Origin of the sequence: Microbacterium plantarum, assembly GCF_035231185.1 — a bacterium.
Classification (GTDB): Bacteria; Actinomycetota; Actinomycetes; order Actinomycetales; family Microbacteriaceae; genus Microbacterium; species Microbacterium plantarum.
Genome location: NZ_CP141117.1, coordinates 2,053,295 through 2,074,335, shown reverse-complemented (window position 1 = coordinate 2,074,335; position 21,041 = coordinate 2,053,295). Strand labels below are relative to the sequence as shown.

The 21,041-nt window shown below is 66.1% G+C and carries 20 protein-coding genes and 1 tRNA gene; 8 read left to right on the top strand and 13 right to left on the bottom strand.

Annotation, left to right across the window (positions count from 1 at the left end):
• Positions 1–11: 11 nt before the first annotated feature.
• The 7 genes from VC184_RS10000 to VC184_RS09970 all read right to left on the bottom strand — a co-directional run bounded on the left by VC184_RS10000 (position 12) and on the right by VC184_RS09970 (position 6,572).
• Positions 12–1,307: an MFS transporter gene (locus VC184_RS10000; RefSeq protein ID WP_323986028.1), complete on the bottom strand. Its 1,296-nt coding sequence runs from the start codon at positions 1,305–1,307 to the stop codon at positions 12–14.
• A complete protein-coding gene (locus tag VC184_RS09995) occupies positions 1,304–1,888 on the bottom strand; it encodes a helix-turn-helix domain-containing protein (protein ID WP_323986026.1) in 585 nt (194 codons plus the stop codon). The genes VC184_RS10000 and VC184_RS09995 overlap by 4 nt, the downstream gene beginning before the upstream one ends.
• Before the next feature lie 81 nt (positions 1,889–1,969).
• A complete protein-coding gene (locus tag VC184_RS09990; protein WP_323986024.1) occupies positions 1,970–2,713 on the bottom strand; it encodes an SDR family oxidoreductase in 744 nt (247 codons plus the stop codon).
• Between the two features lie 211 nt (positions 2,714–2,924).
• Entirely contained in the window at positions 2,925–3,614 is a 690-nt protein-coding gene (locus tag VC184_RS09985; protein ID WP_323986022.1) for a response regulator transcription factor, read from the bottom strand.
• Entirely contained in the window at positions 3,611–4,807 is a 1,197-nt protein-coding gene (locus tag VC184_RS09980; RefSeq protein ID WP_323986020.1) for a sensor histidine kinase, read from the bottom strand. Before VC184_RS09980 ends, VC184_RS09985 begins: the two co-directional genes overlap by 4 nt.
• Complete coding sequence (locus tag VC184_RS09975) at positions 4,804–5,646, bottom strand: ABC transporter permease subunit (protein WP_323986018.1); 843 nt, start codon at positions 5,644–5,646, stop codon at positions 4,804–4,806. Before VC184_RS09975 ends, VC184_RS09980 begins: the two co-directional genes overlap by 4 nt.
• Positions 5,646–6,572, bottom strand: coding sequence for an ABC transporter ATP-binding protein (locus tag VC184_RS09970; protein ID WP_323986016.1), 927 nt, complete (start codon positions 6,570–6,572; stop codon positions 5,646–5,648). Before VC184_RS09970 ends, VC184_RS09975 begins: the two co-directional genes overlap by 1 nt.
• 156 nt (positions 6,573–6,728) lie before the next feature.
• Between VC184_RS09970 and VC184_RS09965 the strand changes: the two genes are divergently transcribed.
• A complete protein-coding gene (locus VC184_RS09965) occupies positions 6,729–7,208 on the top strand; it encodes a DUF2087 domain-containing protein (RefSeq protein WP_323986014.1) in 480 nt (159 codons plus the stop codon).
• Positions 7,209–7,253: 45 nt separating this feature from the next.
• Here the strand turns inward: VC184_RS09965 and VC184_RS09960 are convergent, their stop codons facing one another.
• From VC184_RS09960 to VC184_RS09935, 6 genes are all read right to left on the bottom strand, one after another.
• Positions 7,254–7,688, bottom strand: coding sequence for a DUF805 domain-containing protein (locus tag VC184_RS09960; protein ID WP_323986012.1), 435 nt, complete (start codon positions 7,686–7,688; stop codon positions 7,254–7,256).
• 113 nt (positions 7,689–7,801) lie between these two features.
• Positions 7,802–8,353: a GNAT family N-acetyltransferase gene (locus tag VC184_RS09955; RefSeq protein ID WP_323986011.1), complete on the bottom strand. Its 552-nt coding sequence runs from the start codon at positions 8,351–8,353 to the stop codon at positions 7,802–7,804.
• Positions 8,350–8,718 (bottom strand): SdpI family protein, encoded by a 369-nt coding sequence (locus tag VC184_RS09950; protein WP_274178621.1) that lies wholly within the window; start codon positions 8,716–8,718, stop codon positions 8,350–8,352. The genes VC184_RS09955 and VC184_RS09950 overlap by 4 nt, the downstream gene beginning before the upstream one ends.
• A 24-nt stretch (positions 8,719–8,742) precedes the next feature.
• Positions 8,743–10,341, bottom strand: a complete 1,599-nt coding sequence (locus tag VC184_RS09945; protein WP_323986010.1) for a DUF4041 domain-containing protein — start codon at positions 10,339–10,341, stop codon at positions 8,743–8,745.
• A 187-nt stretch (positions 10,342–10,528) separates the two neighbouring features.
• Complete coding sequence (locus tag VC184_RS09940) at positions 10,529–10,810, bottom strand: HesB/IscA family protein (protein ID WP_023954731.1); 282 nt, start codon at positions 10,808–10,810, stop codon at positions 10,529–10,531.
• Positions 10,811–10,927: 117 nt separating this feature from the next.
• Positions 10,928–11,566 carry a hypothetical protein gene (locus VC184_RS09935; RefSeq protein WP_323986008.1) on the bottom strand — a complete coding sequence of 213 codons (639 nt, stop codon included), beginning with the start codon at positions 11,564–11,566 and terminating at the stop codon, positions 10,928–10,930.
• 85 nt (positions 11,567–11,651) lie between these two features.
• Between VC184_RS09935 and VC184_RS09930 the strand changes: the two genes are divergently transcribed.
• The 7 genes from VC184_RS09930 (at position 11,652) to VC184_RS09900 (ending at position 20,836) form a co-directional block, all read left to right on the top strand.
• Positions 11,652–11,726: transfer RNA gene (locus VC184_RS09930), tRNA-Arg, on the top strand.
• A 429-nt stretch (positions 11,727–12,155) separates the two neighbouring features.
• Entirely contained in the window at positions 12,156–12,644 is a 489-nt protein-coding gene (locus VC184_RS09925) for a DUF6998 domain-containing protein (RefSeq protein ID WP_323986006.1), read from the top strand.
• Complete coding sequence (locus VC184_RS09920) at positions 12,644–13,723, top strand: SIR2 family protein (RefSeq protein WP_323986004.1); 1,080 nt, start codon at positions 12,644–12,646, stop codon at positions 13,721–13,723. The genes VC184_RS09925 and VC184_RS09920 overlap by 1 nt, the downstream gene beginning before the upstream one ends.
• Positions 13,724–13,915: 192 nt before the next feature.
• A complete protein-coding gene (locus VC184_RS09915) occupies positions 13,916–15,859 on the top strand; it encodes a site-specific DNA-methyltransferase (RefSeq protein ID WP_323986002.1) in 1,944 nt (647 codons plus the stop codon).
• Positions 15,860–15,863: 4 nt separating this feature from the next.
• Complete coding sequence (locus VC184_RS09910) at positions 15,864–18,209, top strand: DEAD/DEAH box helicase family protein (protein ID WP_323986001.1); 2,346 nt, start codon at positions 15,864–15,866, stop codon at positions 18,207–18,209.
• A 48-nt stretch (positions 18,210–18,257) separates the two neighbouring features.
• Entirely contained in the window at positions 18,258–20,081 is a 1,824-nt protein-coding gene (locus VC184_RS09905) for a GmrSD restriction endonuclease domain-containing protein (RefSeq protein WP_323986000.1), read from the top strand.
• Positions 20,082–20,716: 635 nt separating this feature from the next.
• The gene (locus VC184_RS09900) at positions 20,717–20,836 is read left to right on the top strand and encodes a hypothetical protein (protein WP_323985999.1); all 120 of its coding nucleotides are present in this window, start codon (positions 20,717–20,719) and stop codon (positions 20,834–20,836) included.
• The last annotated feature ends 205 nt before the right edge of the window (positions 20,837–21,041 follow it).

Here is a 21,041-nt window from a genome sequence, read left to right as displayed (position 1 = left end):
GGCGCGGGGGCCTAGAGTGCCGCCTGTTCGTTCGGTCGCCGTTCCATCAGCCGCCAGGCTCCGCCCGTGAGGGGTGCCGTCGTGACCACGGTGTAGACGATCGCGACGATGCCGAACGATGCGAAGAGACCGAGGCCATCGGCGGCGATGCCGCCGAGCAGCGCGCCGAGCGGGACCCCTGCCCACGTGCCGGCGTTGAGCAGGCCGAAGACGCGACCGCGCATGGGCGCCGGGACGCGCTCGAGCTGCACCGCGCCGAGGATCGGGTTCAACGCACCGGCCGCGAGCCCCGAGACGCCGGCGGCAGCGACGAGCACCGGGAACGGCGCGCCGAGGGCGAACACCGCGCTGGACGGGCCGCCGGCGACGAGGAAGCACAGCGCGAAGGTCACACGCCGCGGCATCCGGTGCGCGATGAAGCCGAAAGCGATGTTGCCCATGAGCGCGCACCCGCCCATGACAGCGACGATGACGGCGAGGGCTCCGGCGCCGCCGAGCTCGGCGTTCGCGTAGAGAGGCATCAGCGAGGCGCTGCGGGCCGCATCGAGCAGGTTGGTGATGAGCACCATGCCGACGATGAGCCGCATGAGCGGATCACGCACGACGAACCCGAACCCGTCGCGCAGCTCGCGCCAGTACGAGCGCCGGGCTGCGGCATCCGTGTCGCCGACGGCGGCCATTCGCACCGTCGTCGCGGGGACCATCAGGCGGGTGATCGCAGCCGAGATGAGAAACGCAGCAGCGTTCGTGACGAGGGCTGCCATTGGTCCGAGGAGAGCGACGAGCGCGCCGGCGACGGACGCGCCGATGAGCTTGGAGAGGCGCTCCGAGCCGTCGAGGAGTCCGACGCTCCGTTCGAGCCTGACGTGCGCCGCCTCCGTGAGCTCGGGCAGCATCACGCGGCGGGCGATCTGGCCGGGGGTGTCGAGCGCGCCGCTCGTGAAGACGAGTGCCAGCAGAGCCCAGAAGGGCAGACCCACCGTGAGCGCGAGCGCGGGGATCGCGAGAACCGTCACACCGCTGACGATGTCGGCGACGATCGCGGTGCGACGGCCGCCGATGCGGTCGACGACCACCCCGCCGAACACGCCTCCCACGATGACGGGCGCGGTCGCGGCGAACGCGGCCAGCCCGATCTCGACGCCCGAGCCGCCCGTGGCCAGGACGTAGAAGGGGATGGCGAAGGCCGTGATGACGTTACCCGTCTGCGAGATCGCGTGCGCCGACAGCAGGGCGTAGAGGGCGCGGGATGCTGCGCGCCGGTGCGTCGCATCGGCCGAACGGACAGGGGAGTCGGTCGTGGTCATGGCCGGCGGTAGGCCTGGTAGACGAGGGCGACCGGTGCGGTGGTCTCGTCTGCGTCGTCGTGTCGCGCGCTCGCTTCCTGCCACCGGTGCATCAGCGATTCGAGCTCGGAGCGCATCGCGGTCAGCTCGTCGAGCGTGAGGCGCATCGTGCGGTCGCCGGTCGCCCCGGCGGCCACCCACTCGGCCGGGAGGGTCGGCATCGCGTCGACGTACTCGCTGTAGCGGGCGGCGTAGATCTGCGCGATCGACTTCTCCAGCGCCGATGAGGCAGCCCGTTGGGCCGGGTCATCGAGGTGTTCCGCCGGTTCCCACGTCGTCTCGGCAGCGGCGGCCTGCCACCAGCGCTCGCGCTGATCGGCGCTGCGCGGCTCGGCGGGCTCGATGAGATCGATCGAGGCGAGTTTGCTCAGGTGGTAGCTGATCGTGCCCGGCGCTTCGTCGACGATTTCGCCGAGCTGAGCCGCCGTCTGCGGGCCGTTCTCGCGCAGGATGCCGAGGAGCCGCAGCCGGGTCGGGTGCGCCAGCACGCGCATGGCGGCAGCGGTCTCGAGTCGAGAAGCGGAGCTGTCGGCGGAGGTCATACCCGCTACGCTAGATGCGCAAGAACCATTGCGCAACAGTTCTTGTGCTTTATGAGTTCCCCCGCCTCGGCGGCGCGCCTCTCAGGTCTGGCTCGCGAGCCACTCCGCGAATGTGACGGTGCCGCGTTCGGCGTGCGCGTGCCCGCGCAGGCGCCCCGACGACATCGCGCGACCGAACGATCCCGGCAGGCGCATCTCGATCGTGGGGCGGCGGATGCCGCGGGCATCGAGCAGCGCTCGCACCATGTCGATGAGCAGTTCGTCGCGCGGCCCGGTCAGATCGCGCGCCCGGCCGACCGGCTCGCCCTCCGCGAGTGTGACGAGGTGCTCGGCGACCTCGCGCGCAGCGATCGGGCGTACCCGGGCGGCCGGCACGACAGTGATCGGGCCCATCTTTCCGCGGACGAGCGTCTGCTCGGCGAACTCGTGGAACTGCGCAGCGCGGAGCAGCGTGTGGGGGAGCGCCCCGCGCTGCACGGCCCGTTCGTGCGCCAGCTTCCCGCCGTAGTAGGCGGCATCCACCCCGTCGATGCCGACGATCGAGAGCGCGACGAGATGTTTGACACCCGCCGCCGTTCCCGCCCGCTGCAGGTTGGCCGACACGCTCTCGAAGAACCGGCGCGAGCGATGCCGCGAGAGCGTCTGGATGCCGCTGACGTCGACGATCGTGTCGACACCGTCCAGCACCGAAGGCGGGAGCGAGGCATGCTCGAGGTCCTGACCCTTGCTGCGCGCGAGCGCGACGACGTCGTGTCCGCGTTCGGTGGCGATGCTGTGGACGAGCTTGCCGACGGTGCCGGTGCTGCCGGCGATCGCGATCCTCACGAGGTCAGTATGACGGTGCCGGGAGTCTCGGACGAGAATCGAGGGATGGATCTCGCGTTCCTGACGCCGCTGCCCACACCCAGATAGCGCATCCGGCGAGGCGGTTCACTTGGCAGCTGTGGCCCCCACCCCCGACCCGAGGGGGCGCGAAGTGCCAGACGAAGCGCCAGCCCGGGCGAGCCACGCCGCCGCAGCCGTGCCGCAAACAGGCTCAGCGGTCGACGCTGACCACTCCGAGCTCGTAGGCGAGGATTACAGCCTGTACGCGGTTCGCGAGATCGAGCTTGACGAGGATGCGGCCGAAGTGCGCCTTCACCGTCGATTCGCTCAGGTGCAGCGCCGCGGCGATCTCGGCGTTGGTCAGCCCCTGCCCGACGTGGCGGAACACGTCGCGCTCGCGCGGCGACAGCGCCGAGAGCGCATCGGGGGATGCCGGTCGGCCCGTGCGCGAGAGATGCGGCATCGCCGCGTCGATGAGCTTCGCGGTGATCCGGGGCGACACGACGGCATCACCCGCCGTCACGGCCCACACCGCCGCGACGAGCTCGTCGGGGCGGGTGTTCTTCAGCAGGAAGCCGGCCGCGCCCGCCCGCAGCGCGCCGAACGCGAACTCGTCGAGGTCGTACGTCGTCAGCACGATGATCCGCGTCTCGGGCAGAGCCGCGGTCAGCCGGCGGGTGGCCTCGATGCCATCGAGTCCCGGCATCCGGACGTCCATGAGCACGACGTCGGGACGCAGCCGCTGCGCTGCCTGCACGGCTTCGGCGCCATCGGATGCCTCACCCACCACGACCAGGTCGGGCTGAGCCTCGAGCACGAGGCGCAAGCCGTACCGGATCAGTTCCTGATCGTCGACGAGCAGCACCGCCGTACGGGCCTCGGGCGCGGCGGGCTGGGTCATCGTTCCTCCGTCGAGAGGCGGACGAGAACCCGCCAGCCGCCGCCGGCGACCGGTCCCGCCTCCACCGAGCCATCGTAGAAGGCGGCCCGTTCCCGGATACCGACGAGCCCGCGCCCCGGAGAGGTGGGCGTGGCTGCCGGCGCCGACACGTCCTTCACCAGGATCGTCACCTCGGAGCGCTCGAACACCAGCCGCACGAGCACGTCGCGCACGTCACGTCCGTGCCGCAGGACGTTCGTCAGCGCCTCCTGCACGATGCGGTAGATCGTCAGGCTCACGGCCGCGCCCTCGGTCACGGTTCCGGTCTGCTCCAGGCGCACCGGGATGCCGGCCGACCGGAACTCCTCGACGAGCGCCGGGATTCGCTCCACCCGGGGTGCCTCTGTCGCCAGCGGCGCATCGCGCTCGCCGCGCACCGCGGTCAGCAGCCGCCGCACCTCGCCGAGGGTCCGCCGCCCGGTCTCGCTCACCCGACCGATGGCGCGGTGCGCCTCGTCGGGCCGCTGGTCGACCGAGGCCTGCGCGCCGTCGGCGAGCGCGACCATCACCGCGAGGCTGTGCGCGATGACATCGTGCATTTCGCGGGCGATGCGTTCCCGCTCGGCCGCGGCCGCGATGCTCGCCTCTTGATCGCGCTCGCGCCGCAGGTGCTCCGCCCGCTCGGCGAGCGCTGCGGCCTGCCGCCGGCCGTGCCCGGCGTTGATGCCGAGCAGGGTCGCGATGAGGCTCGCGGCGATGACCACGACGGCGATGCTCGCCCAGTCGGTCGCCCAGGCTGCGGCATCCTCTCGTGGTGCCAGGCCGAGCAGCGGTGGACCGACCCTCACCCGCACCGCGAGCGCGAGCGACGCCACGAGCGCTCCTGCGGTCGCCCACCCGAACCAGACCCACGCGCGGCGTGCCTCGTCGAGACCGGCGCGGTAGAGCGCGACGACCACGAGGAGGGCTTCGGCCCCCGTTCCCGCGGCGAACGACACCAGCATCAGGGCGACGGCAGCGCCGAAACCGATAGCCGGATGCCGCCGTGAGGCTACGATCACCGCCACCCCGGCGAGCGCCAGCAGCAGCACCGGCCACAGGGGAGTGGCGATCGTCGATTCGACGGACAGGTACCCGAGGAACGCTGCGACGATCAGGTAGGAGACGAGGATGACGGCATCCGCCACGTCCCGTCGCCCTGGGGACGGGCTCACGCGTCCCTCGTCCGCAGCGCCACCGCGCCGATCACGATTGCTGCACCCGCCCAGACGGCCGCGATCAGCCAGCCGGCTCCGACGCTCATGTGTCCGCTCCAGAGGTCGAGGAAAGGTCCGCCTTCGATTCCCACCCGGCCCATGGCGTCACCGGCGTTGCCGAGCAGGCCGAGGCGGATGACGCGAGAGAGGAGTCCGAACGGCAGCAGCGAGCTGAGTACGGGTAGCAGCAGCGTCGCGGCGAAGACGATGATCGATCCGGTGGTCGTCGAGCGGACGAGAGTCGTCACGCCGAGTCCGAACATTGCGCAGAAGCCGAGGTAGACAGCCGAGCCGACGAGGGCGAGCAACACCCCGGGTGCGGTGAGGGGAGCGCCCAGACCGAAGCCGTCGTAGATCGGGTTCGTCACCGCCCACGCACCGAACACGGTGACGAGGGCGACGGCGGTGACGGTCGTGAAGGTGACGAGGGTCTTGGCCGTCAGCATCCGCATCCGATGCGGCACCGCCGTGAGGGTCGTCTGCATGGCACCAGAGGAGTATTCGGCGCCGATCGTCATGACGCCGAAGATACCGGCGATGATCTGCCCGAGCACGACCATCGGTACCGTGACGTCGGCCATGGTGCGCTCGATGGATGGAACCGAGGGCACGCCGGATGATTCGAGGGTCAGGCCGAGGAACAGGCTCCCGCCGATTCCCACCGCCAGGATGCCGACCAGTGCGAGGACGGATGACGGCAGGCTCACGACCTTGATCCACTCGGAGTGCACCACGGCGGTGAACGGCGGGCGCTGAGTGCGGGCGTCGGCGCGGTGGGGCTTTGTGGTGATGGCCATCAGTTGTCCTTATCGTTCTGCGTCGGTCCCGAGGTGTACTCGGTCGCCTGGGCGGTGAGGGCGAGATAGGCGTCTTCGAGCGAGCCCGAGACCGATGTCACCTCGTACAGCACGACTCCTGCGGCGCCGGCAATGCCTGCCACCTCTTCGGCGGTCAGGTCGGTGATGTCGAGTGCCCCGTCTTCGCGCGTGATGACGGTGACTCCGGGGCGCGCGATCGCCACGACCAGCCGCTCGCTGTCGTGCGTGCGCACCCGGACGACCGGCTGAGTCGCTCCCGCGATGACATCGCGCATCGGCCCGTCGGCGATGATCGCGCCGCGACCGATGACGATCAGGTGGTCGGCGGTCTGGGCCATCTCGCTCATGACGTGCGACGAGAGCAGCACCGTGCGGCCCTCGGCGGCGAGTTCGCGCAGCAGGCGTCGGATCCACAGGATGCCGTCGGGGTCGAGTCCGTTGATGGGCTCGTCGAGGATGATCGTCTGCGGGTCACCCAGGAGCGCTGCGGCGATACCGAGCCGCTGGCCCATGCCCAGCGAGAAGCCGCCGACGCGCTTGTTCGCTACCGAGTCGATACCGGTGCGCTCCATCACCTCGCGCACGCGCGGGGCGCGGATGCGGTGGGTCGCGGCAATCGCGAGCAGGTGCTTGTACGCGGTGCGGCGCTTGTGCGCGGCGCGGGCGTCGAGCAGCACCCCGACCTCGCGCAGTGGCGCGGGCAGGTCGCGGTACGCGCGACCGTTGACCTCGGCCGTGCCGGATGTCGGCTTGTCGAGCCCCACGATCATGCGCATGGTGGTCGACTTGCCGGCGCCGTTCGGGCCGAGGAATCCCGTCACCCGGCCCGGCTCGACCGCGAAGTCGAGGCCGTCGACCGCGACCTTCTGGCCATACCGTTTCGAGAGCGATTGAACACGGATCATGTGTCACCTTTCGTCCCCATCGACGCTACGAAGGGGCGCGACATGCCACATCGGACTGCGGTTCGGACTTGTCTGGGCGACCAGTACCTGCGTCTACATGCGCTTTAGCGTCGCCGTCGTCTTGCTACGCGCGTGTGGCTCGGTGAGGATCGAGGGATGTCCGCTTCGTCGCTGCGTCCGGTTCGCTCCCTCGTCATGATGCTTCGGAGTCCGCGGCTGCGGGGCGCCTTCACCGATCTGATCGGGTCGACGCCGTCGGCATCCGTTGATCGAGAGTCGGAGGCGTTCGTCCGGAGCGGCATCGCCGAGCGAACGGATGACGGCGTGCGCCTGAACGAGAGCTTTCTGGATGACGCGCTCGCCGCGCTCGACGCTCAGCTCGGCCCGCTCGCCGTTCTGCAGGGGTCGCGGATCTCCGCCGGCGACCTCGCGCTCGACGAGCTCGACTCCGCTGTGGCGGCCGTGGCCCGCCGGGTCGTCGGCGCGGGCGAACAAGTCACCGAGCCGGCGCTCAACGAGCGGCTGAGCGTGTTCGTGACGGATGTCGCGTTCTTCCGCCGCCACGCCGTCGACACCGGAGTGCTCGAGCGCACGGCCGACGGTGCGCTGTACTGGCTCGCCGATCGCGCGGAGTGACGGCGGGCAATTTTCTGCGGGCCTCGGTCTACGGGGCCGCGGCGGTCACCTGTCGAAGCGTGCCCCGGCGGGGTTGCTCGGCAGTGCGCAGAGCACGAGGACGACGACGCCGCCGATGGGGAACACGAATCCGAGGAACCAGAACGGACCGGCCAGGTTGGCATCGTGCAGCCGGCGCCACGACATGGCGATCATCGGGATGAAGGTTGCGAGCTGCCAGAGCACCAACAGGAACGCACCCACGCCGATGAGCGGCCCGGGCTGGTCCCGTCCCGTGACGGGATCGGTCGTCATCCCGGCGAACGCACCGACGATCATGAACGCGAAGATCGCCGTCACGATGAGCGCGTGCGCGAGGTAGAACCACCAGAACTCGCTCCGGCTCGCGCGCCCCGAGAAGGTCGCGTACTTCCGCCAGAAGCGGGTGAACGCCTCGCCGAACGAGGCGCCGTAAAGAGGCTGTGACAGGGGAGTGGGCACGGAAGCGGGAGCTTGCGGAGCGGCGGCGTAGGTCACAGGATCCTCCAGTGGGTGGTTCGACTCACGAGAATGGTGCGGGCCCATCCTGCCGTATTTGCGCGGTCGCCCGCGGGTTATCGCGCGAGAATCCTCTGGAACAGCCGGTGGTCCTGCCAGCGGCCGGCGATGAGCAGGTATTCGGGCGCGAGTCCGAACTCGACGAAGCCGCACTTTTTCAAGACGGTCTGCGAGGCGACGTTGTCGACGAGCGTGCCGGCCTGGATGCGGTGCAGCTGGAGTTCATTCGTCGCGAGACGTGAGATCTCGTTGACCGCAGCGGTCATGAGGCCGCGGCCCGCGTAGCGCTGGTCGATCCAGTAGCCGAGGTTCCCGCTCTGGAACGCCCCGCGCACGATGCCCGAGAGCGTGATTCGTCCGACGATTCGCGAGCCGTGGGCAAGCACGAGGGGGAGCGCCGTACCGGCCTCGCGGCTCGCGGTGAGCGCGGCGATCTCGGTGCGCTGACCTGCCTCGGTGGTGAAGTTCGCCGGGCGGAGGGGCTCGAAAGGTGCGAGGTGTTCGCTATTCACGCGGTACGCCTCGGCGAGGGCCGCGGCATCCTCTGGGCGGAGCGACCGCAGGACGACATCGTCGTGCAGGTCGATCTCGACAGGGGATGTTGTCACCGTGCTGCCTCGGTTGCCGCCAGCGCCGCCTTGACGCCGACGCGGGTTCCCCACATCATCACGATGACCATGAGTATGGCGCCCACGAGCACCATGACCCCGAGCGCTGCCGGCGGCATCGGCACGAGAGAAACCAGGCCGATCGCTACCGAAAGGTAGCCGGTGAGGAGGGTCGCCCCCTTCGAACGTTCGTGGGCAGCAAGCCAGGCTTCGTCGCTGGCCATGGTGCTGGGTGTGCGGATGCCGGCGAGCGAGTTCCGCTTCAGCTTTCCGGATGCCGCAGCCCGCGCCATCCAGATGAGCAGAGCACCCGAGCCGGCCATCGTGACGAAGAGGACGATGCGGGGGATGATCTCAGCTTCCATCCCTTCGACCCTATCGACGGGGTCTCAGACGACGGCGATGGAGCTCCGATACTCGGCTGCAACCGGGTCCAGGGTGTACTCGAGGACCTCGACGTGATGCTCATTCAGCGCGTTGAGTACGTCTTCGGGCGTCACGCGGAAGTACTCCCGCCGCAGGTTCACCTTGTTCAGCCGTTGCTCAGCGAACTGCTGGTGCAGCATGGACTCGATCGCAACAGCGTCATCGGCGAAGAACAGCGCGTGCACGTCGAATCGGAACGGCACGGACGCGTCTCCGAGCTCGTTCACCCGGTCCATGGGGTCGAGCCGTCGTGTGAGTCCGATCTTCACGACATCGGGGCCAAAAGCACCGATGTTGCTGATCACGTATACGTAACCGGCTCGGATGTTCGCCGCGCGGTAGTCAACGTTCTCGATCGCGTTCTCAACATCGTCGAGCTTCTCGCGAATGCGCTGTGCCCCTTCGAGGTCACCCTTCGCTTCCAGGGTCGCGAGCGCGTTCGCGTAATGCGAGCGCTCCTTCTGCAGCCGCTCTTTCTCTCGCGCGAGCTCCTGCTCAGCCTTCTTCTGCTCCCGCAGTTCCTCGCGTCGTGCGCGCTCGAGCTCCTTCTCGGCCTGGACCGCCTGGAGATGACGGCTCGCAAGTTCGAGCTCGCGCAGCCGAAGCCGGTGGTACCCGGGAGTGATGCGCAGATCGATCATCTTGCCGAGACGCTCGACCTGATCGACGACTGTCGAGAGACGTTTGCGGGCGGCCTCGAGGTTGCCTGCTCGCACCGTCTTGACGCAGTTCTCAGCCTCGGCGTTGTAGGCCCGCAGAAGAAGCTTCGACATGTCGGCGACGAACTTTCGTCCCTTGGCGGCGCTGTTGTTGAACGTGAAGTTCTGCGTGGCCTGCGTGGCCCCACCAGCTCTAATCTTGCTCTTGATCTCGCTGCGCACGGACTCAAGTTCCGTCGCTAGCGCTACTGAGCTTTCCGCGGGATGCTCGAAATCGAAGAGTCCGAACTCCTGCAGTTCGATCTGATTGCGGAGGTCGATGACCTGGGCGGCTACCGATGCCTTCTCCTGGTGGGCCGCGAAGGCACCGGAACGAGCGCGGTCAAGATCCGCTTCTGCCCGCGCGGTCTCCGCCTGAATGCTCACTTTCGCCGCGTCCAAGTCGGCAAGCTCGCGAAGGCCGTAGCGAGCGATGAGTTCCTCGAGGCGGGCATTCTCTGCTTGGAGGTCCTGAGCGAACTTGCGGGCACCGAAGAACGGCACCTTCTGCGGCGGTGTCGACCGAGCTGGCGACAGTTCCTGCGGGGCGAGAGGCGCGCTCGGCTGTTGGGCGATGGTGGGCGCAGCTTCATCAAGGATGGGTGCGCCGACCTGCCCGCCCGCAGCGGGCATGTCATCGCTTACGGACTCGCTGACCGTCAATTCACCGGCCGCGCGCCGTGTCGTGGGCTGGCCGAGCGTGGCAGCGGCGCTTTCGGGTGTTTCGCGGGCCTGCTCGCGCGTTTGAACCCCATTGATCACGATGTGGTCGGTCCAGGTAGCGCCGTCCCAGTAGCGGCTCTCGTATATTCCACCCGGGTCGGGATACCACGATGCGGGCGGGGAAGAGGTGCGATCGGTCACGTCGTTGGGCCTTTCAGATGAGACCCCTCTAATATGCCCGACGGTGGGCGATGCTCAAATTTCGCTTGTCGCCGGCGATCAATGCGCGTCGCATCCTGGACTCACTTTGCTGTCGGCCGAACAGACGAGAGCCCCGGCGTCCGCACTGAGGATACGGATGCCGGGGCTCTCGAAGTCTGTCGGGGTGTCAGCCCCGGACGCCGAGCGCGAAGCTGATCGCGCCCTCGCCGTCGACCTGCGCGTCGAGCACGCGGTCATCCAGCGCGAGGGCTGCGGCCGGGTCGACGAAGATGCGGGCACCATCGGCTTCGACGACGGCATCCTCGCTGTGCGGGGCCTCGGCGAGGGAGAGGGCGAAGCCGGTTTCGGGGGAGCCGGAGTCGCTGATACGGATACCGCCGGTCTCGGCGGGGATCTGGGCGGTGAGGTTCTTCACCGCGGTGGCGGCGTTCTCGGTGAGCGTGAGCATGAAGCTCTCCTTCCGTGGATTGCTGCGGAGCCCGCCACAATTCCGAGAATCAGAGCCGAACGCAAACGTGAGCGGTGACTCCCAGGGGATTCTGAAGGTCGGCGGGCGACTACCGCGTCAGAGGGTTCTGGCGAGAACGAAGCTCACGATCAGCCCGAGCAGCAGGCAGCAGACCCACGCGGTCGCCGCCGACACGTACCAGTTCTGGCGGAGCTCGAGACTGAGGCGATCCGGGTGATCGCGCGGGGTGCGGCGGAGGCTCCGCTGTGTGATGAGCATCGGCGGAACCATCAGCACGAAGCACAGCAGCAGACCGATCAGCTGCAGGAGCGCGCTCGATGACCGTCCGCCGGGAGCGAGGACCTGCCACGCCTCGGCCAGGGCGAGAGTGATGTTGCGCGGCCCGCACAGCGCGACGAGCCCCGCCGCGCCGACGACCATGACGAGGATGCGGAGAGCGCGATCCGGTGTTGTCACGGAAGCTTTCGGGGGTGTGGCCCCGTCGTGCTGGTGAGCCCAGAACTCGCGGTGCGCTCGCCAACCCGCGAGCGGCCACACCGCGACCGCGATGAGTCCCGCGAGCAGCCAGCCGAGCCACTCGTCGCCTTGCATCGGGATGCCGAGCGCGTCGAACGCAATCAGCCCGCCAATCCAGGCGGCCATCGTGGCGAAGAAGAGGGCGAACGCGATGAGGATCCCGAGCGCCGTCCGCAGCGGCCGGCGCGCTGGGGCGGACGTTGGGGCGTCTCGGGTCACGTTGGTCAGCATAGGGCTGGGGTGCGTTGGGGTTGACGAGGCACGGGATGCCGCGGCCCGCGGCCGTCTAGACTTGGGGTGCCTAGCCTCTGTAGCTCAGTGGAAGAGCCACTCCGTCCTAAGGAGCGGGTCGGGGGTTCGAATCCCTCCAGGGGCACCAAGACGGCGTACTGCAGCTTCCACTGGTCTCCGCACCCCGGGAGAGCGACGTTGAGACGAAATCAGTAGCGGGCCATCGGAAACGGCTGCCTGCTTTCCGTTATTGATGATGCCTGCGTGGCGGTTCGGCCCGGTGTCGGCGAAATCGCGTGCGAGTACTCTGTCGCTCGTTGTTGGAACATGTCCCAAGCGTGCTGCGCGGCGAGAAGCTTGATGCATAGAGGTGTCGAGTTCATCACCGATGATCTCTTCGAGACCAATCGTCGCGCGCGGAACTTTGAGGTTTAGTTACCTGAGGATAGGGTGCGTTCGTCGTTCAGACCGGCGTCGTGTTTGACGGTCCTCAGATGGCCGACGAGGTCGCTGCTTCCAAGGCGCTCATCACCTTTCCGTCCTGACCGGTGTAGTCCGCGATCGCTAACGTCGAAGCGTGACCAATCTCGACCTAGAACGCCTCCCGCTCTCTCAGCTATTCGACCTGCACGCGCGCATCCAGCGTGAGTTCGGGCGGCGCGGCATCTCGCGCACATCTGGCGCGATCCAGGGCGAGGTCGGAGAAGGTCTCGCGCTGGCTGTCTACGGCGGTACGCTCCCGCCTCCTGGCACCAGAGCGTACGACCTGACCGACGCGCAGGGGCGTCTCGTTCAGGTGAAGACCCGCACGCTGCCGAAGGGCGTCGCGCGCATGTTCCAGTTCGACTCGCTGGACTTCGATCTCGCGGTCTGCATTCGCTTCGATCGTGACAACAATGCCCTCGGCTGGGCGCGCGAGTACGACGTGGAGGAGCTTCGATCGCTCGTGAGCCCTCATGCTGACGGTCCTCGGCTTCCGATGGGGCGAGCGAAGGCGAGCGGGCGTGATGTGACCGCCACGTTCCGTGACGCCTACGATGCTCTGCGCGGGATGGGGATCGCATAGTGCACGACTGGGTCGCCTCGGCAAATGGCAAGACGCTCGTGCTCCTCGGAGCGGGTGCGTCTGCGCCGTCGTTGCCGGTCTCACGGGAACTCACAGACCTGGTGATCGAGAGCATGAACGAACGACTCGACGATCATCCTGGCTACCTCAAGCGAGCGTGGGAACTGGCGCGGGAGCAACTGCGCGGCACCTCGAACATCGAAGAGTTCTACTCGTCTCTCTCCGACGTGGAGCACCAGGACGAGGACACGACGCGCCACTGGGTAAAGGAATGGGTGCCGCTGCCGGGGGTACTTCCTGCGGACGGCGACAGTGTCAGTGGTCGCCAGTCGTTCGGCTTCCTCGCTCACATGGTGCAGAACTCGGTGATGACGATTCTCGCGGCGAAGACCGAGCTTGCCGACAAGTCCTACCTGCATTCGTTGGTCGCCGCCGACGTCCGTGGGACCGTGACGCTCAACTACGACCTCATGGTCGAGAAGGCTGCTGTCGAAGCCGGTCGTGCGTACACGACAGGGGCAGAGCAGTGGGATGGCGGCGTCCGCTGGTTCGCCGACGAACTCGGAGAGGGCGTTCTTCCGGTGCTGAAACTCCACGGCAGTCTCAACTGGCGCGAGACTCGCGTCGTCATTGGTTCGCCGCTACCGATCGTCGGGTTCGAGGAGGTAGGCGGCAACGGTCGTGGGGCAGGCAAGCTGCTCGCACGTCTGGATGAACCAGCGATCTGCGGTCTCTCCGGCAAGATGTCACCGTACGACCCATACCCCGCTCTGCGGAGCCAGTTCGACAGGATGCTCGAAGAGGTTGAGCTACTCGTGGTCGTCGGGTTCTCCTTCTGGGATGCGCACATCACTGCCCCCATTCGACGCTGGCTCGCACTCGATGATCGACGACGGATCATCGTCGTCGATCCGTACTTCGACCCCGTGAGCACACCGATCCGGGTGCTGGTTGATGCGCTCTGTCTTGACTGCGTGATAGATGGCAACCAGACGCTCGCGGCAGGTCTCGGGATCGACCGGATGCAGGTGCTGACCATGACGGCGGAGGAGGGACTGGACGCACTCTTCGCCCGGTGATCCCCATGTCTCGGACGCGTTCAGGGCAGCAACGCGACCTCATTTCACCCAATGTCCGTGCTTCGCGATTCAATGGCGACAGGCACCCCGAGCATCCGAACGCTCCTGAGCCCCCCGGTAGTCTGAGGACGGGCTCGCTTCGCATGCGCGGAGTGCTGAATGACTGCCCGCGAACTTGCCGAAGGATGCTCTATGGATGATCTCACCGAACTCGAATCTCTCTCTGTCGAGCAACTGGTCGAGATCATCCGGGAGAAGACCGGCGCGGGTGTGAACCTGTCGTTCCCAGGCAAGGTCATGGCTCGTCAGATCGGTCGACGCGTCCGTCCTCGCGTCCAGCGCACCGTGAAGACGCTCAGCGCAGGTGACGAGCATGGTCGTGCTCGCAATCTCATCATCGAGGGCGACAACCTCCAGGCGCTTGCATCGCTCTATCGCGAGCGCGGGCAGATCGACATGATCCTGACCGATCCGCCTTACAACACAGGCGGCGACTTCCGGTACAACGACAAGTGGGACAAAGACCCGAACGATCCGGACATGGGTGACCTGGTTGGCAGCGACGACCCGGCGAAGCACAGCAAGTGGATGAAGTTCATGTACCCGCGTCTCCAGATGATGCGGGCGATGCTCAAGCCGACCGGTGTGCTCGCGATCTGCATCGACAGCCGGGAGTTGTTCCACCTCGGGCAGATGCTCGACGAACTCTTCGGCGAAGAGAATCGGCTCGCGATCATCAACTGGCAGAAGTCGTACTCACCTCGATCCGACAACCGTCACGTCTCCACTGCCACCGAGTATGTGCTCGTCTATGCGAAAGACGAGCGTCTGGCGAAGACCGGCTTGCAGCCGCGCACCGCGAGTATGGACGCGCGCTATCGGAACCCTGACGGTGATCCTCGCGTATGGAAGGGAGAGAACTTCGCAGGTCCGAAGGCGCTCACCCATCAGGGCATGGTCTATGGCATTCAGTCGCCGTTCACCGGCGAGGTACAGTACCCGCCCTCGGGCAAGTGCTGGCGGTCGCCGCAGAGCGATGTGCTGCGCTGGCTAGCGGACTGGGACGTCGAGTACGAACTGCGCACGGTCGATGACGCGAAGACCCGTGCGGACATCATCGGTGTGAAGCCCGAAGATGTTCGTCCGGTGAAGGCTGTCATGTTGAAGACCCCGCTCCCGGAGGCAGAGAAGGCGGCGAAGGCTCGGCTGCAAAGGGGCAACTGGTCACGCATCGTTTTCGGGCTCAAGGGCGACGGTCGACCGCAACAGAAGAAGTACCTCGAAGACGTGAAACAGGGTCGAGTCCCGATGACCTATTGGTCTGACGACGACCTCGACGAGGAACCCGATGTGCTCGGGGCTGTGTCGTGGGATCACGAGGAGTCTGGGCACAGCCAGACCGGTGTGACGGAACTGACGAACATCGTGGGGAGCGGGCACGGCTTCGAGACGGTGAAGCCGATGAAGCTCATGACCAAGCTGATTCAGATTTGGTGTCCCCCGAACGGAACTGTGCTTGACCCTTTCGCAGGCTCCGGTACGACGGGGCACGCGGTGCTCAAGCTGAACGACGATCAGGACGCCGACCGACGTTTCATTCTCATCGAACAGGGGCGACCGGAGAACGGGGACTCCTACGCGAAGACCCTCACGGTCGACCGTCTTCGGCGCGTCATTGAGGGCGACTGGGCGAGCAAGAAGAAGCACGCACCTCTCGGGAGCGGCTTCACGTTCAAGACACTGGAGAAGCGCGTCGATGCGGTGACGCTGCTGTTGATGGAGCGCGACGAGATGATCGACACGGTCATCGCTTCGCACACCGGCAACCGTCGTTCTGCGGTGCTCATCCCGGTCGGAGACGAGCAGCCCTACAAGTATCTCGTCGCGAAGAACGCGAACAACGAGGGCATCTATCTCGTCTGGTCGGGAGCAGGATCGAACACCGATCTCACCGAGGAGGTCTACGAAGAGATTGCAGAGGAAGGCGAAGCCGAGGGGTTGGCACCGCTCTATCACGTCTACTCGCGCCTGACTCTGATCGTCACCGACGACGTGATCTGGTATCAAATCCCAGATCGCATCCTCGCCGACTTCGGTCTCGACGTGCGCACCGAGTCGTTCACCGAGGAGGGCTGATCGCGTGGGTCTCGAACTCTTCCAGTTCCAGCAGGAGGCGGCATCTCAGATCGCCGACCGCTTCAACGAGTACAGCGCAGAGCCCATCGGGTTCGGTCGCGGAGCGAAGCGGCGCAACGTGCCGTTCTACCAGGCGCTTTCGTCGATCACTGGCTCTGGGAAGACGGCGATCCTCGCGCAGGCGGTTAGCGAGATCGTCGCGATGTCCGAGGTGCCGCCTGTGATCTTGTGGCTCTCGAAGGGCAAGGTCGTCGTCCAGCAGAGCTACGCGAATCTTGCGGAGGGCGGCAAGTACAACCACCTCCTCGTGGACACGACGGTGCGGCTGCTGAGCGAGTATGACCCGGAAGATGTCGCTAACTCGAAGGAAGCGCTGCTCTACTTCGCGACGGTGGGCACCTTCAACCAGAAGGATCGCGAGAAGTCGAACCTCAAGATTTTCGCGCTCGACACCGACATCACGGAAACGACCAGATGGGAAGCGCTCAAGCAGCGCCAGACCGCGGAGGGCGTTCGCCGTCCGCTCATCGTCGTTTACGACGAGGCGCAGAACCTCAGCGATCAGCAGACCGAGCTTCTCGTCGAGCAGCAGCCCAACGCGTTCCTGCTCGCGAGTGCGACGCTGAAGTTCCCGGCTCAGTTCAACACCGAAGTCATCGAGCCGCTGCGGACGCAGGGTGAGTACACCGACGAAGACCTCATCACGTCAATCAAGTCATCCGTGGTCGTGGCGTCTGGTCTGGTCAAGGGCATCATTTCGCTCGATGGTCTGAACGCACCAATGCAGGAGACCATCTCGGAGATGCTGTCCGACCTGCGCGAAGCGGAGGAAGCTGTAGCCGCAGAGCAACTGAGCTTCCTCCCCAAGGCGATCTACGTCTGCAACACGAACATGCTCGCGGACGACGCGGGTCAGAGCGACGACCCAAAGCAGGACTTCGACCAGCGGCAAGCACCACCGATTCTGATCTGGCGCTATCTCACGGAGACGTGCGGCATCCCCGCCGAAGAGGTTGCGGTGTACGCCGACCTCAAGACGCATAAGGACTTCCCGCTCCCGGCAGACTTCTACCTCTACTCGGGTGGCGATGGCGACTACGAGGAGTTCACAGCGGGGGACTACCGTCACATCATCTTCAACCAGTCGCTCCAGGAGGGGTGGGACGACCCGGCGACGTACTTCGCGTACGTCGATAAGTCGATGGACTCCACGATCCAGATCACGCAGATCGTCGGTCGTGTTCTCCGGCAGCCCGGTGCGACTCACTACGAGGCTGATCGTCTGAACACCGCGCACTTCTACGTCCGAGTCGATCGCAACGACGCGTTCGCGGATGTCGTGGACGAGGTGCGTAAGGGTCTCGGCGGCGACGCGCCTGAGGTTCGCATTCTCACCACGCCTCCCGGCGCGGAGCGTCCCGAGAGCCTTCCGGTCAAGGAGCAGCGATTCGTCCCGAAGACCGGCATTGACAACAAGCCGACAGTCGCGCCCGTGGGCGCAGTGCTCGCGAAGGTTCACGACTACACGGCTGACGCGATTAACACACGCGGTGTGGGTCGCCGTCGTACCGTCCAACAGGCGATCGGTTCCGGTGAAGCTGTGGACTCCGAGTGGGTGGACTTCGAACAGGCGAACCGCGTGAACGCGCGCTGGGTCTTCCGGCGCGAGGTGTCACGTCGCTACCGCCCTGCACTGACCGTGATGAACACCGAACTCCCGAAGTTCGACGCGAAGATCGGTGTCGGTAGCACGGCGTACGCCAGCATCACCGATGACGCCGCGAGTGCGGTCGAGGAGTACCTGCGGTTTGCCGTCGTGAAGCAGCTCAAGCCGAACCCTTACGAGATCGGCAGCACGCTAGTTCGACGCGGCTCGATGGAGACCTTCGAAAATGCCCTCCACGAGGGCTACGACGGGCTCAACGACACCGAACGGAAGTTCGCGCGTGCGCTCGACGACACGGGGCTGACGTGGGCGCGTAATCGCTCGCAGACCGGCTATCGCATCCCGCTCATCTCACTCGGTCAGACCGTCTGGTTCTTCCCCGACTTCCTGGTCTGGGTGGATGACAAGGTGATCTGCATCGACACTAAGGGCGAGCACCTGGTCGAGACAGACTCGCGTCGCAAGCTGCTGACGATCGAGCCGCACCCTCGCGTGGACACGCGCGTCGAGGTCAAGTTCGTCACTGCGGGGCGTTGGAAGGCGGACGGTACGCCCGACAGCAAGGACGGGTTCTCGATCTGGCAACTTGGCAGCGGCCAAGCGCTTCGCACGCTGCCGTTCGAAGACCTTCCGTCGCTGGTCGCAAGCTTTGTGCCGGACGACAGCGACGAGGAAGACGAGTAGACCTGCCGCACCGCTGCGGCAGGCCAACCAGGGACATAGGGAACCACTGTGGGTGCAGGTAGCGAAGCGCAGAACCGAACAGTCAAGGACTGGCTGGTCAGCATCGACCGCGGGCAGCTTCGCCTGCCGAGCTTCCAACGCGGTGTTGCCTGGGAGCCGAAGCGCGTCGTATCGATGCTGAACACGATCATTCACGACCTGCCGCTCGGTGTCGCGCTCGTGCTGAATGTGGGCGACAAGGAGCAGTTCGTGTCCCGCCCGCTCGTATCCGCGCCGGAGACGACGGAAGCGGTGACCGAGCACCTTCTCGACGGGCAACAGCGCCTCACGGCGCTGTACCGGGCTCTCCGGGACAACGATCGGAAGCAGACCTACTTCGTTCATTTCCCAGACCTCGACGACGAGCCGAGAAACGATGACGAAGAGCCTTCGATCCGGATCGAGAAGCGATGGGAGAGCCGCGACGGCACGATGTATCCGCTCTGGGTGGACTCGCCCGAAGAGTGCCTGAGACGTGGTCTGGTTCCAGTGCGGCTGCTCGATCCGTCTCGGGATGAGACGACTTCATGGGTGGAAGCCGCAACCGGTCATCTCGAACCCGGCGACGACGTGACGGACATCGCGCAGTATCGCGCGATGTCGACCGGAGTCACCGAACTCCGCGACCACCTCAAGAAGGTCATCAGCGACAAGCGCGAGACGGTTCGGCACTTCAACCTGCCTTACCTCCGGCTCCCGGCGTCGACCAGCAAGGACGTCGCGCTGAGCGTGTTCGTCAACATGAACACGAACGCGAAGCCGCTCAAGGCATACGACATCGTGGTCGCGGAGCTCGAAGGTGCGACGGGGCGTCGGCTAAAGGAGATGGAAGCCGGGCTCGATCTCGAACTGCCGCGACTAGCGGGCTACCTCTCGCTCGACAGCGCGGTGCTCCAGACCTCAGCGCTTCTCCAAGGGAAGCTGCCGAACCAGCGCGGCTTCTACGAAATGGACTACGCGGTGTTCGTCGATAACTGGGATCGGATGACGCGGGGGCTCCGCCGCGCTGTTCAGATCGTCGAGTCGATGCGCATCTTCGATGGTGAGCGGCTTCCTTCCGTGATCCCGATCCCAGTGATCGCTGCGCTGCTCGCGCACGAGGCGGAGGACGGCGATCGTCGCGCAACCGTGGACAAGATCGTCCGACGCTATGCGTGGCGTTCGTTCTTCACCAACCGCTACGAGGCGACCGCCGCGACGCGCGCGTACGCGGACTTCCGCGGTCTCACCGCACTTCTCGCGGGCGACGGCAACGAAGTCGACGTGCCGGTGTTCGACGATGAGTTGTACCCTCTACCGACTCTCCGCGATCTCAAGGCTGCCGGGTGGGCGAAGAGTAAGCAATCTCTCGCGCGAGCTATTCTCGCGGCATCCAACTTCTTCGGTGCAAGAGACTTCGCCGACGACACTCCGCTCTCGCGTGAGAACGTCGCCAAGCGCGAGTATCACCACATCTTCCCGAACCAACTTCTGTCCGAGGCGGGGATTGATTCGATGCTCGCTCTGAACTGTGCGCTCATCACATGGAAGACGAACCGCTCGATCGGTCGTCTCGACCCGTTGAAGTATCTGGAGAAGCGCGCAGAGAATGCGCCTGACCCGCGTGACGTTAAGGATCGGCTGGAGTCGCACCTCGTTCCGTACGAGATCATCGCGAAATCGGGTTCGTACGACCAGCCAGTCGGAGCAGAACTGCGCGCAGCAGTGCAGCCCGATTTCGACGCATTCCTCGACAAGCGTGCCGCGCTCGTGAGCGACTTCATGCGGGCGGTGTGCGACGGCAGGCAGCCGCACCTTCGTGACATCTTGGAGACCGTCGCCGAAGTGCATTGAGCGGGGCTCGGTCGCCGAGTGGGCGACTGTGGTCCTCGCTGTCGCGACGATCAGGTGCATGGGGGCAGCGAATGCTTACGCGCGTGAGGGGGTGAGTGTAACCGCCGCCTCGAACCGATTGGCTGTCCAGGCTTATCGAGGTGGTGTGAGAGCAAGGGGCGAAGGCGCCGGCCCGGATTTGGTCGACGGAGCCTGACCCGCTTTTCCGGACACCTGAGTTGAGTCGATGATCGTCTCGGAAGGAGTGCGTGAGATGCTGGGATACTACGACTCGCGAGACCGATCACCGTCGGCCCGGGCCCTGGCTGACGCGGAGCTCACGACAACGATCAGGCGGATCCATGCTGACTCACGAGCAACCTATGGCGCCCAGCTGAGCTGCGGCTCAGGCTCGGCGTACACGTCGCGGGCAAACGCGTCGCACGGTTATACGCCTGGGCGGGCTGTTCGGAGTGTCTCATCGCCGCAAACGCCGCGGCTCGAAGCCGGACACCGCGACGCACGAAGACCTCGTGGAGCTGCAGTTCCGCGCCGATGCCCCGAACCGTCTTTAGTTCTGCGAGATCACCAAACACGCTGCCCGGGACGAATGGGTCTACCGTGCCGCCGTCATCGACGCATACTCCAGGCGGATCGTGGGCTGGTCGATCTCGCACCGGATCACCGCGGAGATCGTCGTCGACGCACTCGAGATGGCCTGCTGGCGGCGCCGCCCGGAACCCGGCACGATCGTCCACGCCGACCGCGCCGCGTAATACACCAGCTGGCTCTTTGGGCGCCGGCTTTGCCAAGCCGGGCTGCTCGGATCGATGGGCCGAGTCGCGTCCAGCGTCGACAACGCGCTCATCGAGGCTTTTGGTCAACCGTGCAGCGTGAGCTCCTCGACCGCACCACCTGACACTCCCGGGCACAGCTCGCGTTCGCAATGTTCGAGTGGATCTTGGGCTTCTGCAACCCCCG